The organism is Paenibacillus sp. Soil787 (genome assembly GCF_001429545.1).
Classification (GTDB): domain Bacteria; phylum Bacillota; class Bacilli; order Paenibacillales; family NBRC-103111; genus Paenibacillus_E.
In genome coordinates this window covers 56139-77279 of the sequence record NZ_LMSP01000023.1, presented here as the reverse complement: position 1 = coordinate 77279, position 21141 = coordinate 56139, and the positions used below count along the sequence as shown (strand labels likewise).

Below are 21141 nucleotides of genomic sequence, written 5' to 3'. Positions count from 1 at the left end.
TTCGAAATGATGTAGAAAAATATTCCAAAATGATATATTGACTTCACCTATATATTTCCATTAGAATGATTGTATACTATTCCAGTAGGAATTATCAAATTTAATAAATACTGATTTGATTCCATTTATATTTATCCTAGGAGGCATGTGCAATGTCAGATTCAGAACGCCAGTACTTACCGGAAACGCTAGCGATTCATGCAGGTCAACAGGTTGATCCGACGACCAATTCAAGGGCTGTACCGATTTATCAAACGACGTCCTACGTGTTTAACGATACGGACCATGCTGCAAATTTATTTGCGCTCAAAGAATTTGGTAATATTTATACGCGAATCATGAATCCTACGACTGATGTATTTGAGAAGCGGATTGCCGCGTTGGAAGGTGCCCCAGCCGCTCTTGCTGTTGCATCCGGTCAGGCAGCCATTACCTTCTCCATTCTGAACATTGCGGAGGTAGGAGATGAAATCGTTTCAGCTTCTTCCTTGTACGGCGGTACATACAATTTATTTTCAAATACATTGCCTAAACTAGGCATTAAAGTGAAATTCGTTGATCCGAGCAATCCGGAAAATTTCCGAGGTGCGATTACGGATAAGACCAAAGCCCTTTATGCGGAATCGATCGGTAATCCTAAAGGGGATATTCTCGATATTGAGGCTGTAGCGGCTATAGCACATGAAAATGGCATTCCTTTGATTATTGATAATACATTCCCGAGTCCTTACCTGCTTAGACCGATTGAGCATGGGGCCGATATTGTTGTTCACTCCGCAACCAAGTTCATTGGTGGACACGGAACTACGATTGGCGGTGTTATTGTAGATAGTGGTAAATTTGATTGGGCTGCAAGCGGTAAATTTCCTGGTTTGACGAAACCTGATCCAAGTTATAACGGTGTCGTTTATACCGAAGCTGTCGGTCCAATTGCTTACATCATTAAAGCGCGGGTCCAGCTGCTTCGAGATTTAGGCGCTTCGTTATCTCCTAACAGTGCGTTCCTTTTATTGCAAGGTCTTGAGACGCTGCATTTGCGTTTGGAACGCCACAGTTCCAATGCGCTTAAGGTTGCTGAATATTTAGAGTCACATGAATCGGTAGAGTGGGTTAGTTATGCGGGATTAGAAAGCCATCCTTCTTACAAACTTGCTCAGAAGTACTTGCCGAAAGGTCAAGGCGCTATTTTGAGCTTTGGCATCAAAGGCGGTATTGCAGCAGGTAAGAAGCTGATACATTCCGTTAAACTATTCTCGCATTTAGCGAATGTCGGAGATTCCAAATCGTTGATTATTCATCCGGCAAGCACGACGCACGCACAATTGAATGAGCAGGAACAAGTATCTGCCGGTGTGTCTCCGGGACTTATTCGATTGTCGGTCGGTACGGAAGCGATCGAAGATATTATCTATGATTTGGAACAAGCAATTGTATCAAGTCAAGACTAGAAGAGCATAAGGAATTATTTTACGAATTCAAAGCTTGTAACTATAAACGAATACGCATAAAATAAGAAGGCTGTGATTTAGGCTCAAAACCTAAAATTGCAGCCTTTCACATTTGCGATGCAACTTTTGCACGAGATTTGAAGTCTATTTCATGTCTAAGTTTTTCATATTTGAGGAGGCAACTAGAAGATCATGAACAAGAAATCGAAATATACGCTCGCCATACTCTTGGCGCTATCTATAGCAACAGGATGCAGCAAGGGTGAAATTGCTCCTTCAGGCAGCCCCGCTGCAACGGCAACTCCGCCGGTTAGTTTGGGGAGTCCTACACCTTCTTTGAGCCCTTCTCCATCGCCTTTAGCAACACCGAAACCCTCTACAGTTCCTACGGCTTCCCCATCAACCTCGGCCGTTCCGCCAAAGAGTGGAGCTATCCAAGTTGTAGCCAAACCGGAGAGTATAACTGTTTTAGTAAATAAGCAAAATTCACTGCCTTCGAGCTACGAGCCAACTGATTTGGTATATCCTGACATTCCATTTACTTTTGCTGAGAAAAATGAAAAACGTAAAATGCGTAAAACCGCAGCCAGTGCGATCGAAAAGCTTTTTGCTGGAGCTGATAAGGACGGTATCCACCTTGCAGGCGTTTCAGCCTATCGCTCTTATGCGACGCAGAAATCTATTTTCCAGCGCTATGTGCTTAAAGACGGCGAAGAGAAAGCCAAAATGTACAGTGCTGTTCCTGGAACTAGTGAGCATGAAACGGGATTAGCCATAGATGTAACGGGAAGTGACGGGAAGTGCGCAGCGGAAGATTGCTTTGGTGGGACCAAGGAAGCGAAATGGCTCGAAACACATGTGGCGGAGTACGGTTTTATTATTCGTTATCCCAACGGGAAAACAACGATTACCGGTTATCAATACGAGCCATGGCATATACGTTATGTGGGTATTGATGTTGCGAAAGAATTAGTAAGCAAAAGCTTAACAATGGAAGAGTATTACAATGCGGTGCCTGTAACCAAGTAATGAAAAGATGTCGTTATTTTGCACCTTATTTTGTCGCTAATTCGAAATTTATCAAGATGTAATGGCATGTTACAATGAAACCAAGTCACTTATTTGGAGGTTAACATGATTAGAGTAGCGATGTTAAGTTTTTGGCACGTGCATGCAAATGATTATGCAAAACAGGTAGAGGGACATCCAGATACCCAGATTGTTGCGGTTTGGGATGAGCTTCCAGAACGTGGGCAAGCGGAAGCGGCGAAGCGCGGAGTGAGCTTTTACACAGATCTAGCGGAGTTATTAGCAAATAAGGAAATTGATGCTGTTGTTGTGGATACACCGACCAACCTGCACCGAGACGTAATGATCGCTGCCGCGAAGGCAGGTAAACATATTTTCACAGAAAAAGTTATTGCACCAACCTTACATGAAGTGAATGAGATTCTGAATGCGGTTAATGAAGCGGGTGTGACATTGACAGTTTCATTGCCTCGTTTGAATCCAACGTATACGTTAGCGATTCAAGAAATTGTCCAGAAAGAATTATTAGGCCAGATTACACTCGTTCGTACACGCTTATCGCACAATGGCGGTATTTCTACGGATGCAAATCCGAACGGATGGCTGCCAGAGCATTTCTACAATGCAGAGCAATGTGGCGGAGGCGCCCTAATCGATCTCGGTTGTCACCCTATGTATTTAACTCGTTTATTGTTGGGGCTGCCTGAAGCTGTAAGCGCTTCTTACGGCTATGTAACAGGTAGGGAAGTTGAAGATAATGCCGTAGCAACCCTCCAGTATGCAAACGGTGCACTAGGTATCGTGGAAGCTGGTTTTGTGAACGCAGCTTCACCGTTTGTGATTGAAGTTCACGGTACGGATGGCAGTGTACTCTATTCCGACCATGATGGAAGAGTCTTGCTTCGTACGAATAAGCTTGCAGAAGCAAGCAAGCAATGGGTAGCGTATGAGAACGGTCCAGAAGCGAAGCCAACTGCGTTCGATCAATGGGTAGCTCATATTCAGAATGGGACAAAAGCAGTTGAAAATATTGGGCTTGCTGTGGATCTAACGAAGCTGATGGAGGCTTCTAATCGTTCCGCTGCTGCCAAACAGCAAGTGCGACTTGATTCACTAAATCAGTAACATAAGCAGGTTAGAAAGGAGGGTCTACGGATGAGCCAGCCATTTTACTTCGAACCCATGGTCGAGAATCCAATGGCATTGGATCGCTTGGAGTTAAGCTTCAGATGGGGTTCTTATGGACTTCGAGTACTGCGCTGTCATCTGACTTCCTTTCCTGCAGGAATGATCATAGATTTCCATCAACATTCCGAGTATGAAATTCATTACATCCCCTATGGCAAAGGCAGGGTCATTCTGGACGGTGTTACGCATCCTCTTGGGGAAGGCATGCTTTATGTAACGGCACCAGGCGTCAGTCATCGCCAAGAAGCCGATGAGCGGGAAGCGATGGGCGAACTTTGTCTGCATGTGGATATCGTTAAGCTGGATCAAGATGAAGCTGAGCGAGGTTCTAAGCCCGTCTCTGAAGCTTGGGGAGAAGCTTGGGAGATTGCTGAGGCAGATGCATGCTTAAGGCAGCTGAGCGAGCTTCCTCATGTCCCTGCTTTAGACAGACAGGAAGCTATGAAGTGCTTTCTTATAGCTTATGAAGCTTGGCGAAGCAATCAGTTAGGGCAGTACACGATCATTAAGCAATCCATTGTGCAAATGTTGTTAAGGACAGTGGGGGCCTATAAGGCGGACCAGCAAGGGCTGAACCTGCCTGCGCGTGATATGAAGAGCTATCGTTATCAGTTAGCGATTCAATTTATTGAGGATAACTTCCGTCGTCCGCTGACGCTTGAAGGTGTAGCTGAACGCTTACAGATCAGTTCAAGGCAGCTTCAGCGCATCTTCAAGGAGCAGGCGAACATCTCGTTCAGCGAATACTTGGAGCAGGTGCGTTTGAAACATGTATGCAGCGAGCTGCTTCAAACCTCATTGACCCTTGACAAAATTGCGGAAAGCAATGGCTTTGCATCTAGTAATTATTTGCACTATGTCTTTAAGAAAGCGCATGGTGTCACTCCGAATCAATATCGTGATCAACTATTGAATCCAGTATAAAAAGAAAAAGGCTGTTCCCTCGTAGAGTGAATCTACACAGGGAACAGCCTTATTTTATTCGAACAGCTTCCGCAAGTTTTCCGTATAAGGAGCTTGTACGATACCTTTTTCGGTAATAATGGCTGTCACATATTCGCTTGGTGTTACGTCGAAGGCTGGATTAAACACTTTCACACCCATAGGAGCTGTGCGTTTACCGAAGCCTTGTGTAATCTCATCCTCATGACGCTCTTCAATGGGGATGTCTCCGCCCGTAGGCGTATTCAGATCGATCGTGGAGAGTGGGCTCGCCACGTAGAACGGGATGCCGTGCGCTTTCGCCAGTACGGCTACGCTGTAGGTGCCGATTTTGTTGGCAACGTCACCGTTAGCCGCTACGCGGTCTGTTCCTACGATGACAGCCTGGATCCAGCCCTTAGACATGACCGCGCCCGCCATGTTGTCACAGATCAGCGTCACGTCAACGCCTGCTTGCTGCAGTTCAAAGGCGGTCAGCCGTGCGCCTTGCAGCACCGGACGAGTCTCATCCGCGAACACTTTGATGTTCATGCCTTGTTCCTTAGCCAAGTAGAACGGCGCTAACGCCGTGCCGTACTTGGCTGTCGCTAAGCCCCCGGCGTTGCAGTGCGTCAGCACGCCGAATCCATCCTCGAACAGCGTTAGCGCATGTTCGCCAATAAGGCGGTTCGTCTCCTCGTCCTCAGCTTGAATCTTCTGCGCTTCGTCCAGGAGAGCTTCCTTGAAGGCAGCCGGGCTTCCGCCCGCAGCTGCCAAAGTCATAGCCTGCGCTCGCATGCGATCGAGCGCCCAGAACAAGTTCACGGCTGTCGGACGCGATGTCGCCAGGTAGTCCGCTTGCTTCTGGACTTCTTCCAGAAGCCCGTCGAGCGGAGCATCCACTTCACGGATGCCGAGGTAAACGCCATACGCGGCGGCGATTCCTATCGCTGGTGCGCCGCGAACCTTCAAGTGCCGGATTGCTTCCCACACCTCGATCGGTGTCTCCAGCGGCAAATACACAATCTCTTCCGGCAGCAGTCGTTGATCAAGCAGATCAAGCTGCTTGCCATTCCAACGCAAGGATTGCAAGGCACCTTGATTCTCGAGGTTTTGAACTTCTAAATTTTTGTTGTTCGTGTTGGTCATTGGACAAATCCTCTTTCTACTGCAGATTCTTGAGTGGCAATGGCAATAAGCTCATCGATGGATTTCACTTGACGATGGGTACGAATGAATGAAGTGCCAATAGCTAACGCCAGACGCTGTGCACGCTCTCTTGCAGCTGCATCTTCGATTTTATCAATATCAGCCACATGTGCAAGCCCCACTATGCGGCGAACCATTTTGACTCCGGCGAATCCGACTGTGTCTTGGAGCAGCTTGGCTAGGAAGTAGTTTTGATAGCCAGGTGTTTGAAATACACGATCTACACCATGCTCATTCCATAAAGCGCGGAAATTCGTTTCAAAATGGTTCCATACGTCCTTCACGGTTTGAAGTAAATACGCGCGATAGGAAGCACGGCTCTCACTATCCTTACTCCAGCCTTCTTGAGCAGCGAAATTGAGGAGCAGGTTCGCGAGTACAGCACCAATATCGAAGCCCATCGGCCCATAATAAGCGAACTCAGGATCAATCACCTTCGTGGAATCAGGTTTGATAAAGATACTTCCTGTATGCAAATCGCCATGGAGGAGTGCTTGCGCACTCGTAAGGAATTTGTTACGAAGAATAGCTACCTCAAAGTGAAGATCGGTGTCCGCCCAAAGCTGTTCAGCCGCATCGCGGATGTGCGCTTCGATATTGTTCGTTTCTGCATCGCGATACGGATCATCGAAGATCAAATCCTCGGTAATTTTGCAAAGCTCAGGGTTGATGAATCGACCCTGTTGGATTTTCTTTTCTTGTTGGTTTTTGCCTAAATCGGAAGTGAAAAATAACGTATTTGCTAGAAAACGACCGATATGCTCAGCAAAGAGTGGGTACTGGTTACGTTCAATTAACCCTCTGCGCATAATGACATGGTCACTCAGATCTTCCATTACGGTAAGCGCCAAATCAGCATCATAGGCATAAACGTGAGGTACGAGGTCTGGATTTAAGGCTTCTTCAATCAAGAGCGCTTCACTTTCAATTCGTGCTCGGTCGAGTGTTAACGGCCAGGATTCGCCGACAACTTTGGCATAAGGAAGGGCTTGTTTTAAAATAATACTTTTTCCTGTAGCTGTTTCCGATATGCGAAAAACGAGATTTAAGTTGCCGTCGCCGATTTCATGACTAGTTAAGTCAGAATCCGCTTGAAACAGACTTGGAATTTGGCGTGCGTATTCAATGGCTTGCGCTTCACTTAAAGGATGATAAGTGGACATGTAGTAACCTCCTATGATATTGGATTTAATTCCAACTAACTTACTATGTTTTAATTGTCTTTTCCTAGTATAAGACAAAATGTAGCTGCTTGAAATACTAACTTTGGAAATGTTGCACAAATTACATAAAATAAGTGCTTCTAACGTAAATTAACGTGTACATGAACAGAATCTAACCGATTTATAAAAGATGAGGAGGCTTAAAATGGTGACAACGTCCTTAACCCAATCTATCCAAGTTATCCTGAATAAGCAAATTGCAAACTGGGGTTTACTTTATGTCAAGCTGCACAACTTTCATTGGTATGTGAAGGGCAATCAGTTTTTCACGCTGCATGTTAAATTTGAAGAGCTATATAACGAAGCTGCTCTGCACGTGGACGAGCTGGCTGAAAGGTTGCTTTCAATCGGTGGTCAGCCGGCGGCTACAATGAAAGCTTTTATGGAATTATCGTCCCTAAAAGAGGCTTCGGGTACAGAAACCGCCACGAAAATGGTCGAAGCTGTAATAGAAGATTTCACGATTCTTACGCAAGAATTAAAAGCTGGGATGCAAGCTTGTGAAGAGGTTCAGGATGAAACGACGTCGGACATGCTTTTAGCCATTCAAACTTCCGTGGAAAAGCATCGCTGGATGCTGCAATCATTCCTAGGATAATCAATGTTTACAAAATCTTTAACCAAAACAAACATCTGGTTGATGAAACTTGGCTATACTTGAGGCAAAACAGTTCTGGAGGATATCAATGTGATGAAAATCCTGAATCTGCTGCTCATTGTAGCCGCTTGCTGCTTCTTACTCCTAATAGCTTTCGATGCAGACTCCCCTAGCGCGGTGGCTGATCCGAACCCCATGAAACAAAATCAAGACCAGTTTACCCGTATGCAGCCAACATATTACGCTGAAACTTCGAAATAGAAAAAGAGTAAAGGGATGGCCTATATGGTTATCCCTTTTTAAATAGAACTTATATGTGTTGTGTTTGAGGGAAGGTAAGACACCCCCTTATTTGTTCGGCGCTCTAGATTAAGCGCGTTTATCGCGCTGTCGATTAATTGTGGACAGTTTTAAAGTGCACGGACACATGCAGAGAATGTATATGATATCACGTTTTGTATATGAAATTTCGAATAGAATCGACTGATTCTTTGTGTGTGCCGCTCATTATGTATGATTTTTCGCATACATTTTGTGGTCTCCCGTAAAATTTCCGAAGTTATGTACAGTTAATCGACAGGCTCTTTATCGCGCTTAGAACTGCATGGATGTACGGGATGAAAGGCTGAGAAGTCGATTTCCGGCTTCTCGGACTCTGCAGGCTCACAGTACTCTCACTTTAAGCGCGTTTTTGATCTTAGAACGTTTTTCGTGCTTAAATCTGCATGGATGCACGGGATGATGGGCTGAGAAGTCAATTTCCGGCTTCCCGGACTCTGCGGTTGATATAATGATAATAAAAATATCAATGTAAAGTGAGTGTGTAAAATGGGAGAGCGACGGCAGCGTCACAGTAAAGAGTTTAAAGAACAAACGGTAAAGTACATTCAACAGAACCACAAAACATTACCTGAACTNGTGTGTAAAATGGGAGAGCGACGGCAGCGTCACAGTAAAGAGTTTAAAGAACAAACGGTAAAGTACATTCAACAGAACCACAAAACATTACCTGAACTCGCGGAAGAACTGAATATCCCTGTGGGTACATTGAGCAACTGGGTACAAGTACATAGTAAGTTTGAGGACGAACCCTTTATCGGTAGTGGTAACCTGCGTGAATCAGACAGACTCATCAAAGAAAAGGATGCTTACATCAAGGATCTCGAAGAGGAGATCGCTATCTTAAAAAAGGCAATGCACTATTTCAGCAAAGACCGGAAGTAAAGCTCCACTTTATCAAGGGACACCGCTCCGAATTCCGTGTCGAGAAAATTTGCAAAGTGTTTGGTGTAGCCCGGAGAGGGTTTTACAGATGGCTAAGCGAAAGGCAAATCCGTCAGCGAGAAGTTAGTGGGACGTATCATGAGAGAAAAGGGGCTGCGCTCCTGTACAGTCAAGAAATACAAGGTGCAAACTACCGACTCGAACCACAAAATGCCGGTTGCAGCAATCTTACTGAATCAACAGTGCTCCGAATAAAGTATGGGTTCACGCTTAAAACTGCAAAGACGCGAGGGATGAAAAGCTGAGAAGCCGATTTCCGTGACTCTGCAGGCTCGCAGAACTCTCACTTAAAGCTCTTTTTTGAAGTTAACGATGTTTTTCATCGTTAAGTTGGGGTGAGATGGAGAACTAGCTACTTTAAGGATGTTTTACACTGTTTTACATCGTTACCGAGGCGGTTTAGCCTATAAGAGTGAGTTTGGTCGCGCTTATCTGTTCGAGCACTCCAGATTAAGCGCGTTTTTCGCGCTTATTTGTAGTGGCTAGTAATTGGTGCTATCTAGTTTTTATGTCCCAAGCTGCGGCACATTGTTTTGATGCCTTAGATTCCTTATAATAGATAAGATTAATGAGGAGAACGAGGTGTTTGCTTCATGGGGAAACCAAAGGCCCTGAAAGAATGGGCATCGGCTGTCAAAGCACTGGAAGATGGAACGCAAATTTTTATTATGCGCAAGGGAGGAATTGTTGAGGAAACAAAAGATTTTCAAGTGGAATCCGCTGATTTCTTTCTCTATCCAACGTATGAACATCAGAGAAAAGAGTTATTGAAGGAAGATTATCGCGGTGTTATCGATGAATCCCTCACAGGCTGGAGTGCAGAGGATACGCACGTAACGATTAGCAGCTTTGCTCGAATGGTTGAAGATATTGAGGTCAGTGACCAAGAGCAGTTGAATAAACTGTATCCTTATCACATTTGGACGGAAGATTTCACGGAAGAAAGATTAAAGTGGAAACGTAAGAATCCGCTTCATATCATGCTGTTAAGGGTATATACCTTGGTACAACCCTTGCAAATTCCGATCGAACAAGCCTATATAGGCTGCAAATCATGGATTGAGCTTGGGTCTGATGTACCGGAAGAGTCTTCTTTGGTTCCAGTTCTGAGTAATGAGGAGTTTGCAGCGATGGTTGCTGAAATAAAGCATACTTTGGCGTAATTATAAGGTAGCATTTTCAGAAAATGAGCTTCTTTTTCAAGCAAATGCCCTTTCTTGATTTAACATAGTAAGTTATAATAGAATTATTCTAATGAGAATCAATGATAATCATTTGAAATGGTTGTCGTTTATCTTGTACATTCCAACACATTATGGAGGCTTAAGAAATGGCGAATTCATCAACATTTACAATAGACGGTCTAAAAGCGAACGTCGAAGGAAAGGAAATTTTGAAAGGTCTTAGCCTGGAAATCAAAGGCGGAGAAATTCATGCCATCATGGGACCAAACGGTACAGGTAAAAGTACATTGGCTTCTGCTCTGATGGGGCACCCGAAATATGAAGTAACAGAGGGTTCTGTAACATTAGATGGAGAAGATGTTCTAGAAATGGCTGTTGACGAGAGAGCACGCGCTGGTTTGTTCTTAGCTATGCAATATCCAAGCGAAATCACGGGTGTAACGAACGCTGACTTCTTGCGCAGCGCAATGAACGTTCGTCGCGGTGAAGGCAACGAAATCTCGTTGATCAAGTTTATTCGTCAAATGGAAGCGAAGATGAAGCAGCTTGAAATGAACCCAGAGTTCATGCACCGTTACCTGAACGAAGGCTTCTCCGGTGGTGAGAAGAAGCGTAACGAAATTCTTCAAATGCTTTTGCTTGAGCCTAAATTTGTTATCCTAGATGAAATTGACTCCGGTCTTGACATCGATGCTTTGCGAATCGTAGCTGAAGGTGTTAATGCAATGCGCAGCGAAGAGCGTGGCTTCTTGATCATTACGCATTACCAACGTTTGCTGAACTACGTTAAACCTGATTTTGTACATGTTATGATGCAAGGTCGTATCGTGAAATCCGGTGGTCCTGAGCTTGCAGAGCGTCTGGAAGCGGAAGGTTACGATTGGATCAAAGAAGAACTCGGCATCGTGGATGAAACCGTTGGTCAAGACACCGAAGAGTTCAAAGTTCCAATGAACACACCTGGACCGAAGTACTAACGGAGGAGAGACTTTGGTCTATGACCAGAAGTCCCAGAAAGGAGAGACTTTGATCTCTGATCAAAGATCCCTATAAATGGAGGAAACCATGAGCACTCAAACAACACTTTCCATAGATACTAATGCTGTCATCGAGCTCTCTCGCAGCAAGCAAGAGCCGGAGTGGTTGACTGCCCTTCGTACAGAAGGGTTAGCGTTAGCGAATTCTTTGGAACTACCTGCGCTAGAAAAGACTAGAATTGACCGTTGGAGCATCTCCTCCTATGGTTCCTATAAATCGCAAACCCTTTTGACTTCCATCGATGCTTTACCCGAAGTTGCCAAAGGGTTAGCCAATTCAGATAACTTGATCGTACAACGGAACTCCGGTATCGTGTTCAACCAAGTTTCGGCGGAATTGAAACAGCAAGGTGTGATTTTCACTGATCTGGAAACAGCCATTCGCGATCATGCGGATTTGGTGAAGCCATACTTTATGAAAGCTGTAGAAGCCAATGAAAATCAATTGACAGCTTTGCACGCCGCTCTATGGAACGGTGGTATTTTCCTCTATGTACCGAAAAACGTTCGTGTGGAACTTCCGCTTCAAGCGTTATTTGTAACGGATGATGCCGAAGCAACTTTTGCACCGCATGTTTTGATTGTTGCAGAGCAGTTCAGCTCTGTTACTTATGTAGATAATTTTGTGTCCGCTGTATCAGGCGCTCCATTGGTACAAAACGGAATCGTTGAAGTATTCGTGAAGCCAGGTGCTCGCGTTCATTATGCATCCGTTCATAACTTGGAAGAATCCGTTACGGATTTGACCTACCGCCGTGCGATCATCGATAACGATGCGAGCATTCAGTGGGTTGTTGGAGAAATGAACTACGGTAACACACTCTCGGATACAACATCGATCCTCAAGGGCAAAGGCTCCGACTCCGATGCTAAAGTGATCTGCGTAGGGACGCAGGAACAGAAGTTGAACCTGACAACACGCGCTGTTCATTGGGGCAAAGCTTCAACAAGCGACATGATTACTCGTGCCGTAATGAGAGATGGATCAACAGCGATCATCAACGGGATTACGAAGATCGAAAAAGGCGCAACTGGCTGTAACGGTCAACAAACAGAAAAAGTACTTATGCTCAGCCCAAAAGCACGCGGAGACGCGAATCCGATTCTTCTTATTGATGAGGATGATGTTAAAGCTGGCCACGCGGCGAGTGTTGGCCAAGTCAATGCTGAGCAAGTTCACTATCTGATGTCTCGTGGGATTACGAAGGAAGAAGCTCAACGCTTAATTATTTACGGATTCTTGGCGCCAGTCGTTTCCGAAATTCCAATTAAGAGCGTTGAAGAACAGCTGCAAAACTTAGTGGAGAGGAAGCTGGGACAATGATTACCTCGGAGATACGTGACCTTTTTCCCATTCTGAAGCAAGAAGTGAACGGTCATCCGCTGGTGTACTTGGACAGTGCTGCAACTTCCCAGAAGCCTATTCAGGTGATTGAAGCACTGAAGCACTATTATGAGTGGGACAATGCGAACGTTCACCGCGGGGTTCATACCCTAGGTTCCCGAGCAACGGATGCATACGAAGGAGCCAGAGCCAAAGTGGCTAAGTTCATTGGCGCATCCAGTGAGCAGGAAATCATTTTCACTAGAGGAACGACAACGGCAATCAATATTGTAGCAAGCAGTTATGCAAAATCTGTACTGCGTGAAGGCGATGAAATCGTCCTTACCCCGATGGAGCATCACAGCAACCTGATTCCATGGCAGCAAGCTGCGAAGGCAACAGGAGCTATTTTAAAATATATTCCTTTACAGCCTGATGGTTCCATTTCGCTTACAGATGTTGAAAACACCATATCCAATCGTACGAAAATGGTTTCGGTTGTGTATGTTTCCAACGTTCTGGGTGTCGTGAATCCGATCAAAGAAATCGCCCGAATCGCCCATAAACATGGTGCGAAGATGATGGTTGACGGCGCACAAAGCACACCTCATATGAAGGTGGATGTGCAAGATTTGGATTGCGACTTCTATGCGCTTTCCGGTCATAAGATGTGTGGCCCAACTGGAATCGGGGCATTGTATGGAAAGAAGGCCTTGCTGGAAAATATGGAGCCCGTTGAATTTGGCGGCGAGATGATTGATCATGTCGATCTCTATGAATCAACATGGAAGGAACTGCCTTGGAAGTTTGAAGGTGGAACACCAATCATCGCAGGAGCTGTTGGACTAGGCGCGGCAATCGATTTTCTACAAGAAGTCGGTATGGACAATATTTATAAACACGATATTCAGCTCACGAATTATGCGATGGAGCGAATGACTCAGATGGAAGATCTGGTTGTCTATGGCCCTACTGCGAACCGTACAGGACTCATAACGTTTAATCTAGGCGATGTGCATCCTCATGATGTGGCAACTGTTCTGGATGCAGAGGGAGTTGCTGTGCGTGCCGGTCACCATTGTACTCAGCCTCTAATGAGATGGCTTAAGGTGAGTTCTACGGCTCGTGCAAGCTTCTATCTATACAATACGGAAGCGGATATTGACCGGCTTGTGTTGGCCTTACAAAAAACAAAGGAGTACTTCGGCCATGCAATTGGATGATTTATACCGTAGAGTGATTATGGATCACTATAAAACACCGCGCAACCGTGGGAAGTTTGAGTCTGGCGAAGCTGTTACCATTGATCTTAATAACCCGACCTGTGGCGATAAGATTTCCCTGCAGATGCAGGTGGAAGATGGTATCGTGAAGATGGCTAAATTCACAGGTGAAGGCTGTTCGATTAGCTTATCCTCCGCATCGATGATGACGGATGCTGTCAAAGGCAAGACGATCGAAGAGGCGCTGAAGATGGCCGATAATTTTTCTGGCTTGATGAAGGGCGAACCTGTAGAATTCGAATATGAAGATATTGAAGCATTATCTGGGGTGAATAAATTCCCGGCACGGATTAAATGTGCAACCCTGGCATGGAACGCACTGCGTAAAGGGATTGAGCATTCTCAGAAAACCGATAACTAACGCAAAAGCGATGCATAGATTAGAAGCTGTTTTTGCTGCACAAAAAATCTAAGGAGGAATCAACCATGGCTAAACAAATGCCAGATCTCGAGGATTATAAATATGGTTTTAGAGATGAGCACAAATCCATTTTTCAATCGGGTAAAGGCTTAACTCGTGAAATCGTCGAAGAAATCTCCAGAATTAAAGGCGAACCTGAGTGGATGCTAGAGTTTCGTTTGAAATCCCTGGAGCAATTTTTCAAAATGCCAATGCCACGTTGGGGCGGAAACATGGATGACCTGGATTTCGATGATATCCAGTACTATGTACGACCGTCCGAGAAGCAAGGCAAAACGTGGGAAGAAGTTCCTACAGAAATTAAAGAAACATTCGACAAGCTCGGTATTCCTGAAGCGGAACAAAAATTCTTAGCTGGTGTATCGGCTCAGTATGAATCTGAAGTTGTTTACCACAGCATGCAAAAGGAACTCGAAGACCAAGGCGTTATCTTTACAGATACGGATACGGCGCTTCGCGAGTACCCTGAGCTTTTCAGACAATATTTCGGAACTATTATTCCGCCAAGCGACAATAAATTCGCTGCGTTGAACAGTGCTGTATGGTCCGGTGGTTCATTCATCTATGTACCAAAAGGCGTAAAATGTGAAGTTCCTTTACAAGCGTACTTCCGTATTAACTCCGAGAACATGGGGCAATTCGAACGTACATTGATCATTACCGATGAAGAAAGCTTTGTACATTACGTAGAGGGCTGTACAGCTCCTATTTACAGCACAAACTCCCTTCACAGTGCGGTAGTTGAAATTGTATGTCTCAAAAACTCCCGTGCACGGTACACAACGATCCAAAACTGGGCACCGAACATCTACAACCTCGTTACAAAACGTGCAGTTGCAGAAGAAGGCGCTACAATGGAATGGGTCGATGGTAACATTGGTTCCAAACTTACGATGAAGTACCCAGCTGTTGTGCTTAAAGGCCGCGGCGCTAAAGGGATGGTTCTTTCCATCGCTGTAGCTGGTAAAGGGCAACATCAAGATGCCGGCGCGAAAATGACGCATCTGGCGCCTGATACAACTTCGACAATCGTATCCAAATCGATCTCCAAACACGGCGGTAAAGTAACGTACCGTGGTCTGGCTTCCTTCGGACGCAACTCCCAAGGTTCCAAAGCGAATATCAAATGCGATACATTGATTCTCGATAATGAGTCAACATCGGATACGATTCCATATAATGAGATCATGAACGACAACATTACGCTTGAGCATGAAGCAACAGTATCCAAGGTATCTGAGGACCAATTATTCTACCTCATGAGCCGCGGTCTTACTGAGGCTGAAGCGACGCAAATGATCGTAATGGGCTTCATCGAGCCGTTCACGAAAGAACTTCCAATGGAATATGCCGTTGAGATGAATCGTCTCATTAAATTTGAGATGGAAGGTTCCATCGGTTAATCGATATGTACTTAAAGCGTGCCCGAATTACTCGGGCACGCTTTTTTTAATGAAATCTTAGGTAAAGATTCCAAGATGATCCAAGCCGTTCAAATGGCCTTTTATGCATATTTCTCTACCACTTGTCTCACTCTATAGAGGATAATTATGTGTCCCTAAAGGAGAATAAAAGCGATGTGGAAAAGGCTGAAAGCAGCAGCAATTGGCAGTATAGTAGTCATGATGGCAACTACAACCGCTTGTGGAAGGGTTAATACCAGTCCCAATAAAGCAGTACCAACACAAAATCCTACCGCACAATCAGGGACAGGCAATATGCAGACTCAAAGCTTGTCACAACCAGGACAAAGAACAACATTAGGTAATGATGACGCCGTTGTACCCATTAAAGTGATTAACAATGTAAATTATGTAGCTGCACGTGAACTCATCCAAACCCTAAAATTCCAATCAAACTGGGATGAATCTAATCAGAAGCTGTTAATTGGCGATAATGATGCAAACTTTGAAGTAACAATGAATTCGACGAAAGCTATGAAGGATGGTTCAGAAATCCGAGTTGGCCAACCCTTTATTAAGGAGGGGAATTCGGCTTACTTGCCAGTTACAGCTTTGGCAGATTTGTTTCAAGAAGATATGTCATATGAAGTGCAGAATGGTCAATTGTTGATTCATGCTGCTCCAGTTGCTCCAATTGAGCATGAAGATGATATTGATCCCCGCACTAATACTGCGGAGCTTGATTTTAGCGATGATCCAACGGATCCTTTCAAAGGTGAAGGTACGGGAGTTAAACCAGCATCTATGCCACAAGATGAGGGTGACCTTGAGGTGTGGTCATCCACTAATCATGAAGAAGCAATTCCAGTACTTAAGAACATTGATATTAATGCAATGATTAACAAAGGCAAGCAATATTTAGGTGTGAAATATCTATTCGGTACAGGACCTTATCCGCAAACAGGAAAATTTGATTGCTCGACGTTTACTCAATATGTATTTGGAAAATATGGTGTAAAGCTGCCGAGGCTTGCCCGTCAACAAGCGGCACAAGGACAATTGGTTAGCCGTAAATCCTTACGTAAGGGAGATTTGATGTTTTTCTACGTACCAGGTCGATTCAAAACCAATAAAACAGTTGGACATGTTGGTATTTATATAGGCAACATGCAAATGCTGCATTCTTCACCTGCTCCAAAGAATGGCGTTCAGATCAGTAATATCGATAAACCTTATTGGAAATCAACGTTTCTACGAGCAAGACGTATCGCATATTAATGCTTTGAAGTCTATCCTTAGGATAGGCTCTTTTTATTTTTCGTTAAATTGAAACAAATGGTCTGTTCGTGCGTTTTATCTAGTATACAGATTTGGATGGAGGAATATGAATCGATGAATATTACGCTTTTCGAGAAAATGGTGGACGGACAACTGCAAAAAATTAGTGAACGCCCATGGGATGAAAAGCTCATTCAAGCCTTAAATGTTGCTAACTTTATTCTTATTAGCGGTAAGGAATATGAAATGATCGAAGGAAGACTGAACTTAGATCTTAATGTTTTTGAGCTTCTGCTGGTTACGGCAGGCTCAGAAGGGGGAGGGAACCGGCAGTGAAACGACCGCTCAAAGTGCTTTCAACCTCGATAGGCATCATGCTCGTTAGTCATATGCTGCTGTTATCAGCGCATGCCGCAGAGTCTCCTAGACCGAGTGCTGGAGCAGGATCATCTAAGCTGGTTGAATGGTCTTCAGAAGACGTCAAAGCCTATTATGACCCTTCAGTTGATTGGAGTTTGCCTGTGCCCGTGCAGTCGGATAATAAATCACCTTCGCCTTCTCCATCTCCTACGACTGTTGCAGGGGGGAGTTCAACGGGCTCTGGAGGAAGTACGACCCCCATCATTGTGAATCAGGTAACTAGTGGTGGTGGTTTTGGTTGGGATGATCTACTGCTGTACCATTTGATCTTTAATACGGTCAGCCCTTATTCATCGAGTAGTTGGGGAAGCAATCATCGCTCCTATAACTATCGTTCAAATACACCGTATGTGACGAAAACCTATCAACCGAGTTCGTTCTCGAATCGATCCACAACGAAGACACCAACAACCTCGAGTGGAAGCGGTACCTTTACAACGAATAAGTCATCATCAAACAGTACGAGCGGCGGAACAACATCAAGCTCCAAATCGACCTCAACCTCTTCGGGTAGTATTGGCGGTAAATCAAGTGGTTTCAGCTCTTCGTCAAGCTCCAGTTCAGGAGGTTAATTGCGTGATATATGAAGTCATTGGGACGCCTTCTGTCGACAGAGATCATAGGGTACAGCAGCTGGCGAGCCTTGGTTTTACATGGGCAGATATGGAGGAGGAAGCGTACTGGCTTGACCAACTTGTGGTCATGCAGCGACATGCATACGAAGAACTTATCCACGCGGCTGAAGCTTTGTGGCGCTTGTTTGATAAGACGGTTCGTTATGTGAAAGGGAAGAGGGAGATATATGAGCTCTTGTCTATTCCTGAAGTGCTGTGGGATGGGTTAGATCGGCTTGAACCTGGTGCCGCAGGCTTCATTAGTCGATATGCCAGATTTGATTTTACCGTGAATCAGCAAGGCGAAATTAAGCTTTTAGAGCTGAATGCAGATACACCTACGGGGTATGTGGAAGCAGCGATTGCTACACCCTGGTTATGTGAACAAATGGGAATAGAATCACCGAACGATACTATGAAAGAGTTAATCCGCTTAGCATGGGAGATCGAAGCGCCTGACTTTGCTGCCTGCATCGCGTATGGAAAGCATGTTGAAGATTCAGGAACCATTGATGCTCTTGTAGCGCATAGCGGAAGAAAGATGACCTGCGTCGATTGTTTGGATTTGTGGATTGACGAAGGCGTCGTTAAGGTCGGAGAGAACCAAATCATCTCGAAAATGTTTGCGCTATATCCGAAGGAATGGATGGGCATTGATGATGGCGGAGAGGCCTTCTCTTATGCGATTGAAGAACAATTCATACAAGTATTCAATCCATTACACGCGGTCATCCTGCAGTCAAAAGGGTTGCAAGCCATCATATGGGGCTTACATGAGGAAGGCGCAGAGTTGTTCACCTCTGACGAGCACAAGGTCATAGGGACCTATATGCTGCCTACCTATATGATGCCTGAGCTTACAGGTGATTACGTATCCAAATCCATGTTCGGTAGAGAAGGCGGCTCGGTGGAATTGTATAACATGCAGGGTGAATTAGAGGTCAAAGATGAAGTTGGCTTTGATACGAGTGTATTTTTCAGACGTATTTATCAGCAGCGAGCTGATTTGCCCGAGCTATCTTTTGCTCATGGAAATAAACATTTATTAACAGGTCTCTTTGTCCTCAATGGAACACCGTGCGGGTTATTAGGGAGAGCAGGTGGGATGATTACAGGAAATACGAGTCAATTTGTAGCGATAGGAGTGAAAGCACCTTGAAACAAGGACGATTTTGGCTAATGGCCGCGGGCTTCGTTGCATGCATTCTTATCATTTGGGGCATTAGCAGCGCTTTTAATAAGAAGCCAGCTGTTCTGAGTAAGGCGACGGTGGGAAGTTCGGCAATTACAAGCAATATGAGTGGTGAAGTACCTTGGGATTATCAAGTACAGCAGGCAAAAGTCGGGGATTTATTGGATGGGGATATGGTCCTGCTGCCGAATAATGAACGGATTTCGAACGATCAGAATTTTGCTACAGGGGACCAAGTGTGGGTACTGAGCTATATGCAAGCAACAATGAAAACGGATAATCAAGGGAAGAACGATGTAACACTTTCGCAATGGAAGCCAATTAAGACATATAAATCGAAAGAAGAAGCTGACAAAGATGTAGGGGAGTTAAAAATAGAAATTAAAACGGATGTGAAATTAGTAGGGGTTTACAAAACGGAGCAGGATGGCAAATTCCGCTTTTTCGCGGTAGCTGATCTACCAACAGGACAGAAAGTGAAGCAGCCCATACCTGAGGATCGCTATGTAAGCTTTAAAAACAAGAAGGAAGTACAGGTTATACTAGAGGAAGTACATGATTACAGCAATTTTGATCAATCCATGGCGAAATTTCGGGGGTGGGCAGAATGATAGTTTTGGACATTATAATTAGTTTATTTGTGATTGTCCTCTTGCAATTCGCAGGTATGTATGTGTTTAGTTTAATGACGCCCTACCGCGATATGGAGGAAATAAACAATGGCAATGTAGCTGTCGGCATCACCATGGGTGGCAAGTTTGTAGCTACGGCGATTGTTTTATGTATTGCAGCTTACACCAATTCATCAATTTGGCATATGAGCTTATGGTTCGCGGTAGGGTATGTATGTTTGATTGCGACGTATTGGATCTTTGACTGGCTCACGCCTGGTGTGAAGCTATCTGATCAACTAAAGCATGGGAATGTAGCTGTTGGCACCTTGCTAGCTGCAGTCTATATTGGAATCGCAATCGCGGTCAGCAGTCTTATTATTTAATTAGATAGCGATCTGCGTTATTTCTACGTCTCCAAGCTGTGACAGATCCAAGAATTGATTATCAATGTTAATGAGCGGCCGGAAGAAATCAGTTGGATTTGTCAAGACAATTGTACCGACGCGTCCGTCACTAAGTGACACTTTCTTACCGATAAAATTAGGAATCATGTTGCGGATAAATATTTGCGTTATTTTCGGATCAAGTTGGCCAAAACTCATGCGGTGCAGTTCCTTAAGTACGACCAGAAGATCACGTTTTTGTTGATAAACCCGGTTGCAGATCATAGCGCTATAAACGTCTGCAACCGCAATGATCAGCGAATACGAATGGATTTCTGTACTCTTTTTGCGTAAAGGATAGCCTGTACCATCCATACGTTCATGGTGCTCAAGAGCAACGAGAGCAAGGATTTTGTCATTTAAGGATTGTTTGATGATTTCGTAGCCGTATATCGTATGTTTTTGAATTTCATTGTACTCATCGTTGGTAAGCTTTGCGGGTTTATGTAGAATGTCCGAAGAGATCTTGCTTTTGCCAATATCATGGAGATAGCCTGCTTTTCCAATATGAAGGGCTTCCCGCTCACTTTTATTCATCCACTTGGCAATATAGTAGGATAACATACCTACTTGCACACTGTGCAGGTACGTGTATTCATCTTTGCTATCCAAAGAAAGCAGTAAGGAAACAACGTCTTTCTCCTCTTGAAAGCTTTCTATCATCGGATTGAAAGCGGATTCTATAAGTTCATTATTAATAGATTCCCCGTTTTGGGCGGCAGCAAATAAATCTTTTATACCGGTGATTGCATCGTTAAAGCAGTATAATTGTTTGCTATTTGCTTGTCGGACTGCAGGCTCTTCAAGCCCATTTATGGCTTCATTCCCTCTAGGGTAAATATCTACATAATCTACATTGTGGCGATTGAGCATCAAAATATCTCCGCTATCAACGACAGTGCCTGATGAAAGAAGATGAAGTCCTACCATATTGTAGGAATCTGAAATTAGTTTATCACCAACAATAAGCTGAAGCACATGTATACGCATAGAAGCCCCTCTCCTAGTCCTATAATCCGTAGGTATAT

The 21141-nt window shown here is 44.5% G+C and carries 21 protein-coding genes and 1 pseudogene; 19 read left to right on the top strand and 3 right to left on the bottom strand.

Going from position 1 to position 21141, the window contains the following annotated elements; translation table 11 throughout:
* The first annotated feature begins 152 nt into the window (after window positions 1-152).
* The 4 genes and pseudogenes from ASG93_RS19915 (at window position 153) to ASG93_RS19900 (ending at window position 4589) form a co-directional block, all read left to right on the top strand.
* Entirely contained in the window at window positions 153-1448 is a 1296-nt protein-coding gene (locus ASG93_RS19915; protein ID WP_056834519.1) for a homocysteine synthase, read from the top strand.
* A gap of 192 nt (window positions 1449-1640) precedes the next feature.
* A pseudogene (locus tag ASG93_RS19910) lies at window positions 1641-2403 on the top strand (M15 family metallopeptidase); the annotation flags it as partial.
* Between the two features lie 179 nt (window positions 2404-2582).
* Complete coding sequence (locus tag ASG93_RS19905) at window positions 2583-3602, top strand: Gfo/Idh/MocA family protein (RefSeq protein ID WP_056834515.1); 1020 nt, start codon at window positions 2583-2585, stop codon at window positions 3600-3602.
* Window positions 3603-3632: 30 nt separating this feature from the next.
* Window positions 3633-4589: an AraC family transcriptional regulator gene (locus tag ASG93_RS19900; protein WP_056834513.1), complete on the top strand. Its 957-nt coding sequence runs from the start codon at window positions 3633-3635 to the stop codon at window positions 4587-4589.
* A 54-nt stretch (window positions 4590-4643) separates the two neighbouring features.
* On the opposite strand, the gene mtnA is transcribed toward ASG93_RS19900, so the two are convergent.
* A complete protein-coding gene (gene mtnA, locus ASG93_RS19895) occupies window positions 4644-5735 on the bottom strand; it encodes an S-methyl-5-thioribose-1-phosphate isomerase (protein ID WP_056834511.1) in 1092 nt (363 codons plus the stop codon).
* Complete coding sequence (gene mtnK / locus ASG93_RS19890) at window positions 5732-6958, bottom strand: S-methyl-5-thioribose kinase (protein ID WP_056834509.1); 1227 nt, start codon at window positions 6956-6958, stop codon at window positions 5732-5734. The genes mtnA and mtnK overlap by 4 nt, the downstream gene beginning before the upstream one ends.
* Before the next feature lie 205 nt (window positions 6959-7163).
* Here mtnK and ASG93_RS19885 point away from each other — a divergent pair, with 205 nt between their 5' ends.
* The 15 genes from ASG93_RS19885 to ASG93_RS19820 all read left to right on the top strand — a co-directional run bounded on the left by ASG93_RS19885 (window position 7164) and on the right by ASG93_RS19820 (window position 20053).
* Window positions 7164-7616, top strand: a complete 453-nt coding sequence (locus tag ASG93_RS19885) for a Dps family protein (RefSeq protein WP_056834507.1) — start codon at window positions 7164-7166, stop codon at window positions 7614-7616.
* Between the two features lie 90 nt (window positions 7617-7706).
* Entirely contained in the window at window positions 7707-7877 is a 171-nt protein-coding gene (locus tag ASG93_RS35250) for a hypothetical protein (protein WP_156410980.1), read from the top strand.
* Window positions 7878-8534: 657 nt separating this feature from the next.
* The coding region (locus tag ASG93_RS19880) for a transposase (RefSeq protein WP_235550910.1) at window positions 8535-8840 on the top strand (306 nt) is incomplete at its 5' end.
* 653 nt (window positions 8841-9493) lie between these two features.
* On the top strand, window positions 9494-10063 hold the full coding sequence (locus tag ASG93_RS19875; protein ID WP_056834505.1) for a DUF1802 family protein: 570 nt from the start codon (window positions 9494-9496) through the stop codon (window positions 10061-10063).
* A 167-nt stretch (window positions 10064-10230) separates the two neighbouring features.
* Window positions 10231-11061 (top strand): Fe-S cluster assembly ATPase SufC, encoded by an 831-nt coding sequence (gene sufC, locus ASG93_RS19870; RefSeq protein ID WP_056834503.1) that lies wholly within the window; start codon window positions 10231-10233, stop codon window positions 11059-11061.
* A gap of 88 nt (window positions 11062-11149) precedes the next feature.
* On the top strand, window positions 11150-12445 hold the full coding sequence (gene sufD / locus ASG93_RS19865; protein WP_056834501.1) for a Fe-S cluster assembly protein SufD: 1296 nt from the start codon (window positions 11150-11152) through the stop codon (window positions 12443-12445).
* A complete protein-coding gene (locus tag ASG93_RS19860; protein WP_056834498.1) occupies window positions 12442-13668 on the top strand; it encodes a cysteine desulfurase in 1227 nt (408 codons plus the stop codon). The genes sufD and ASG93_RS19860 overlap by 4 nt, the downstream gene beginning before the upstream one ends.
* Window positions 13655-14089: a Fe-S cluster assembly sulfur transfer protein SufU gene (sufU, locus tag ASG93_RS19855; protein ID WP_056834496.1), complete on the top strand. Its 435-nt coding sequence runs from the start codon at window positions 13655-13657 to the stop codon at window positions 14087-14089. Before ASG93_RS19860 ends, sufU begins: the two co-directional genes overlap by 14 nt.
* Before the next feature lie 65 nt (window positions 14090-14154).
* The gene (sufB, locus tag ASG93_RS19850; protein WP_056834494.1) at window positions 14155-15552 is read left to right on the top strand and encodes a Fe-S cluster assembly protein SufB; all 1398 of its coding nucleotides are present in this window, start codon (window positions 14155-14157) and stop codon (window positions 15550-15552) included.
* Window positions 15553-15726: 174 nt separating this feature from the next.
* Window positions 15727-16830 (top strand): C40 family peptidase, encoded by a 1104-nt coding sequence (locus ASG93_RS19845; protein ID WP_056834493.1) that lies wholly within the window; start codon window positions 15727-15729, stop codon window positions 16828-16830.
* Window positions 16831-16944: 114 nt separating this feature from the next.
* Entirely contained in the window at window positions 16945-17166 is a 222-nt protein-coding gene (locus tag ASG93_RS19840) for a hypothetical protein (RefSeq protein ID WP_063891916.1), read from the top strand.
* A complete protein-coding gene (locus ASG93_RS19835; RefSeq protein ID WP_056834489.1) occupies window positions 17163-17822 on the top strand; it encodes a hypothetical protein in 660 nt (219 codons plus the stop codon). Before ASG93_RS19840 ends, ASG93_RS19835 begins: the two co-directional genes overlap by 4 nt.
* 4 nt (window positions 17823-17826) lie before the next feature.
* Window positions 17827-19023 (top strand): glutathionylspermidine synthase family protein, encoded by a 1197-nt coding sequence (locus ASG93_RS19830; protein WP_056834487.1) that lies wholly within the window; start codon window positions 17827-17829, stop codon window positions 19021-19023.
* Window positions 19020-19667, top strand: coding sequence for a hypothetical protein (locus tag ASG93_RS19825; RefSeq protein ID WP_056834485.1), 648 nt, complete (start codon window positions 19020-19022; stop codon window positions 19665-19667). Before ASG93_RS19830 ends, ASG93_RS19825 begins: the two co-directional genes overlap by 4 nt.
* Window positions 19664-20053 (top strand): DUF350 domain-containing protein, encoded by a 390-nt coding sequence (locus tag ASG93_RS19820; protein ID WP_056834484.1) that lies wholly within the window; start codon window positions 19664-19666, stop codon window positions 20051-20053. Before ASG93_RS19825 ends, ASG93_RS19820 begins: the two co-directional genes overlap by 4 nt.
* Here ASG93_RS19820 and ASG93_RS19815 read toward each other — a convergent pair whose 3' ends face one another.
* Entirely contained in the window at window positions 20054-21103 is a 1050-nt protein-coding gene (locus ASG93_RS19815) for an HD-GYP domain-containing protein (RefSeq protein WP_056834482.1), read from the bottom strand.
* Window positions 21104-21141 lie beyond the last annotated feature (38 nt).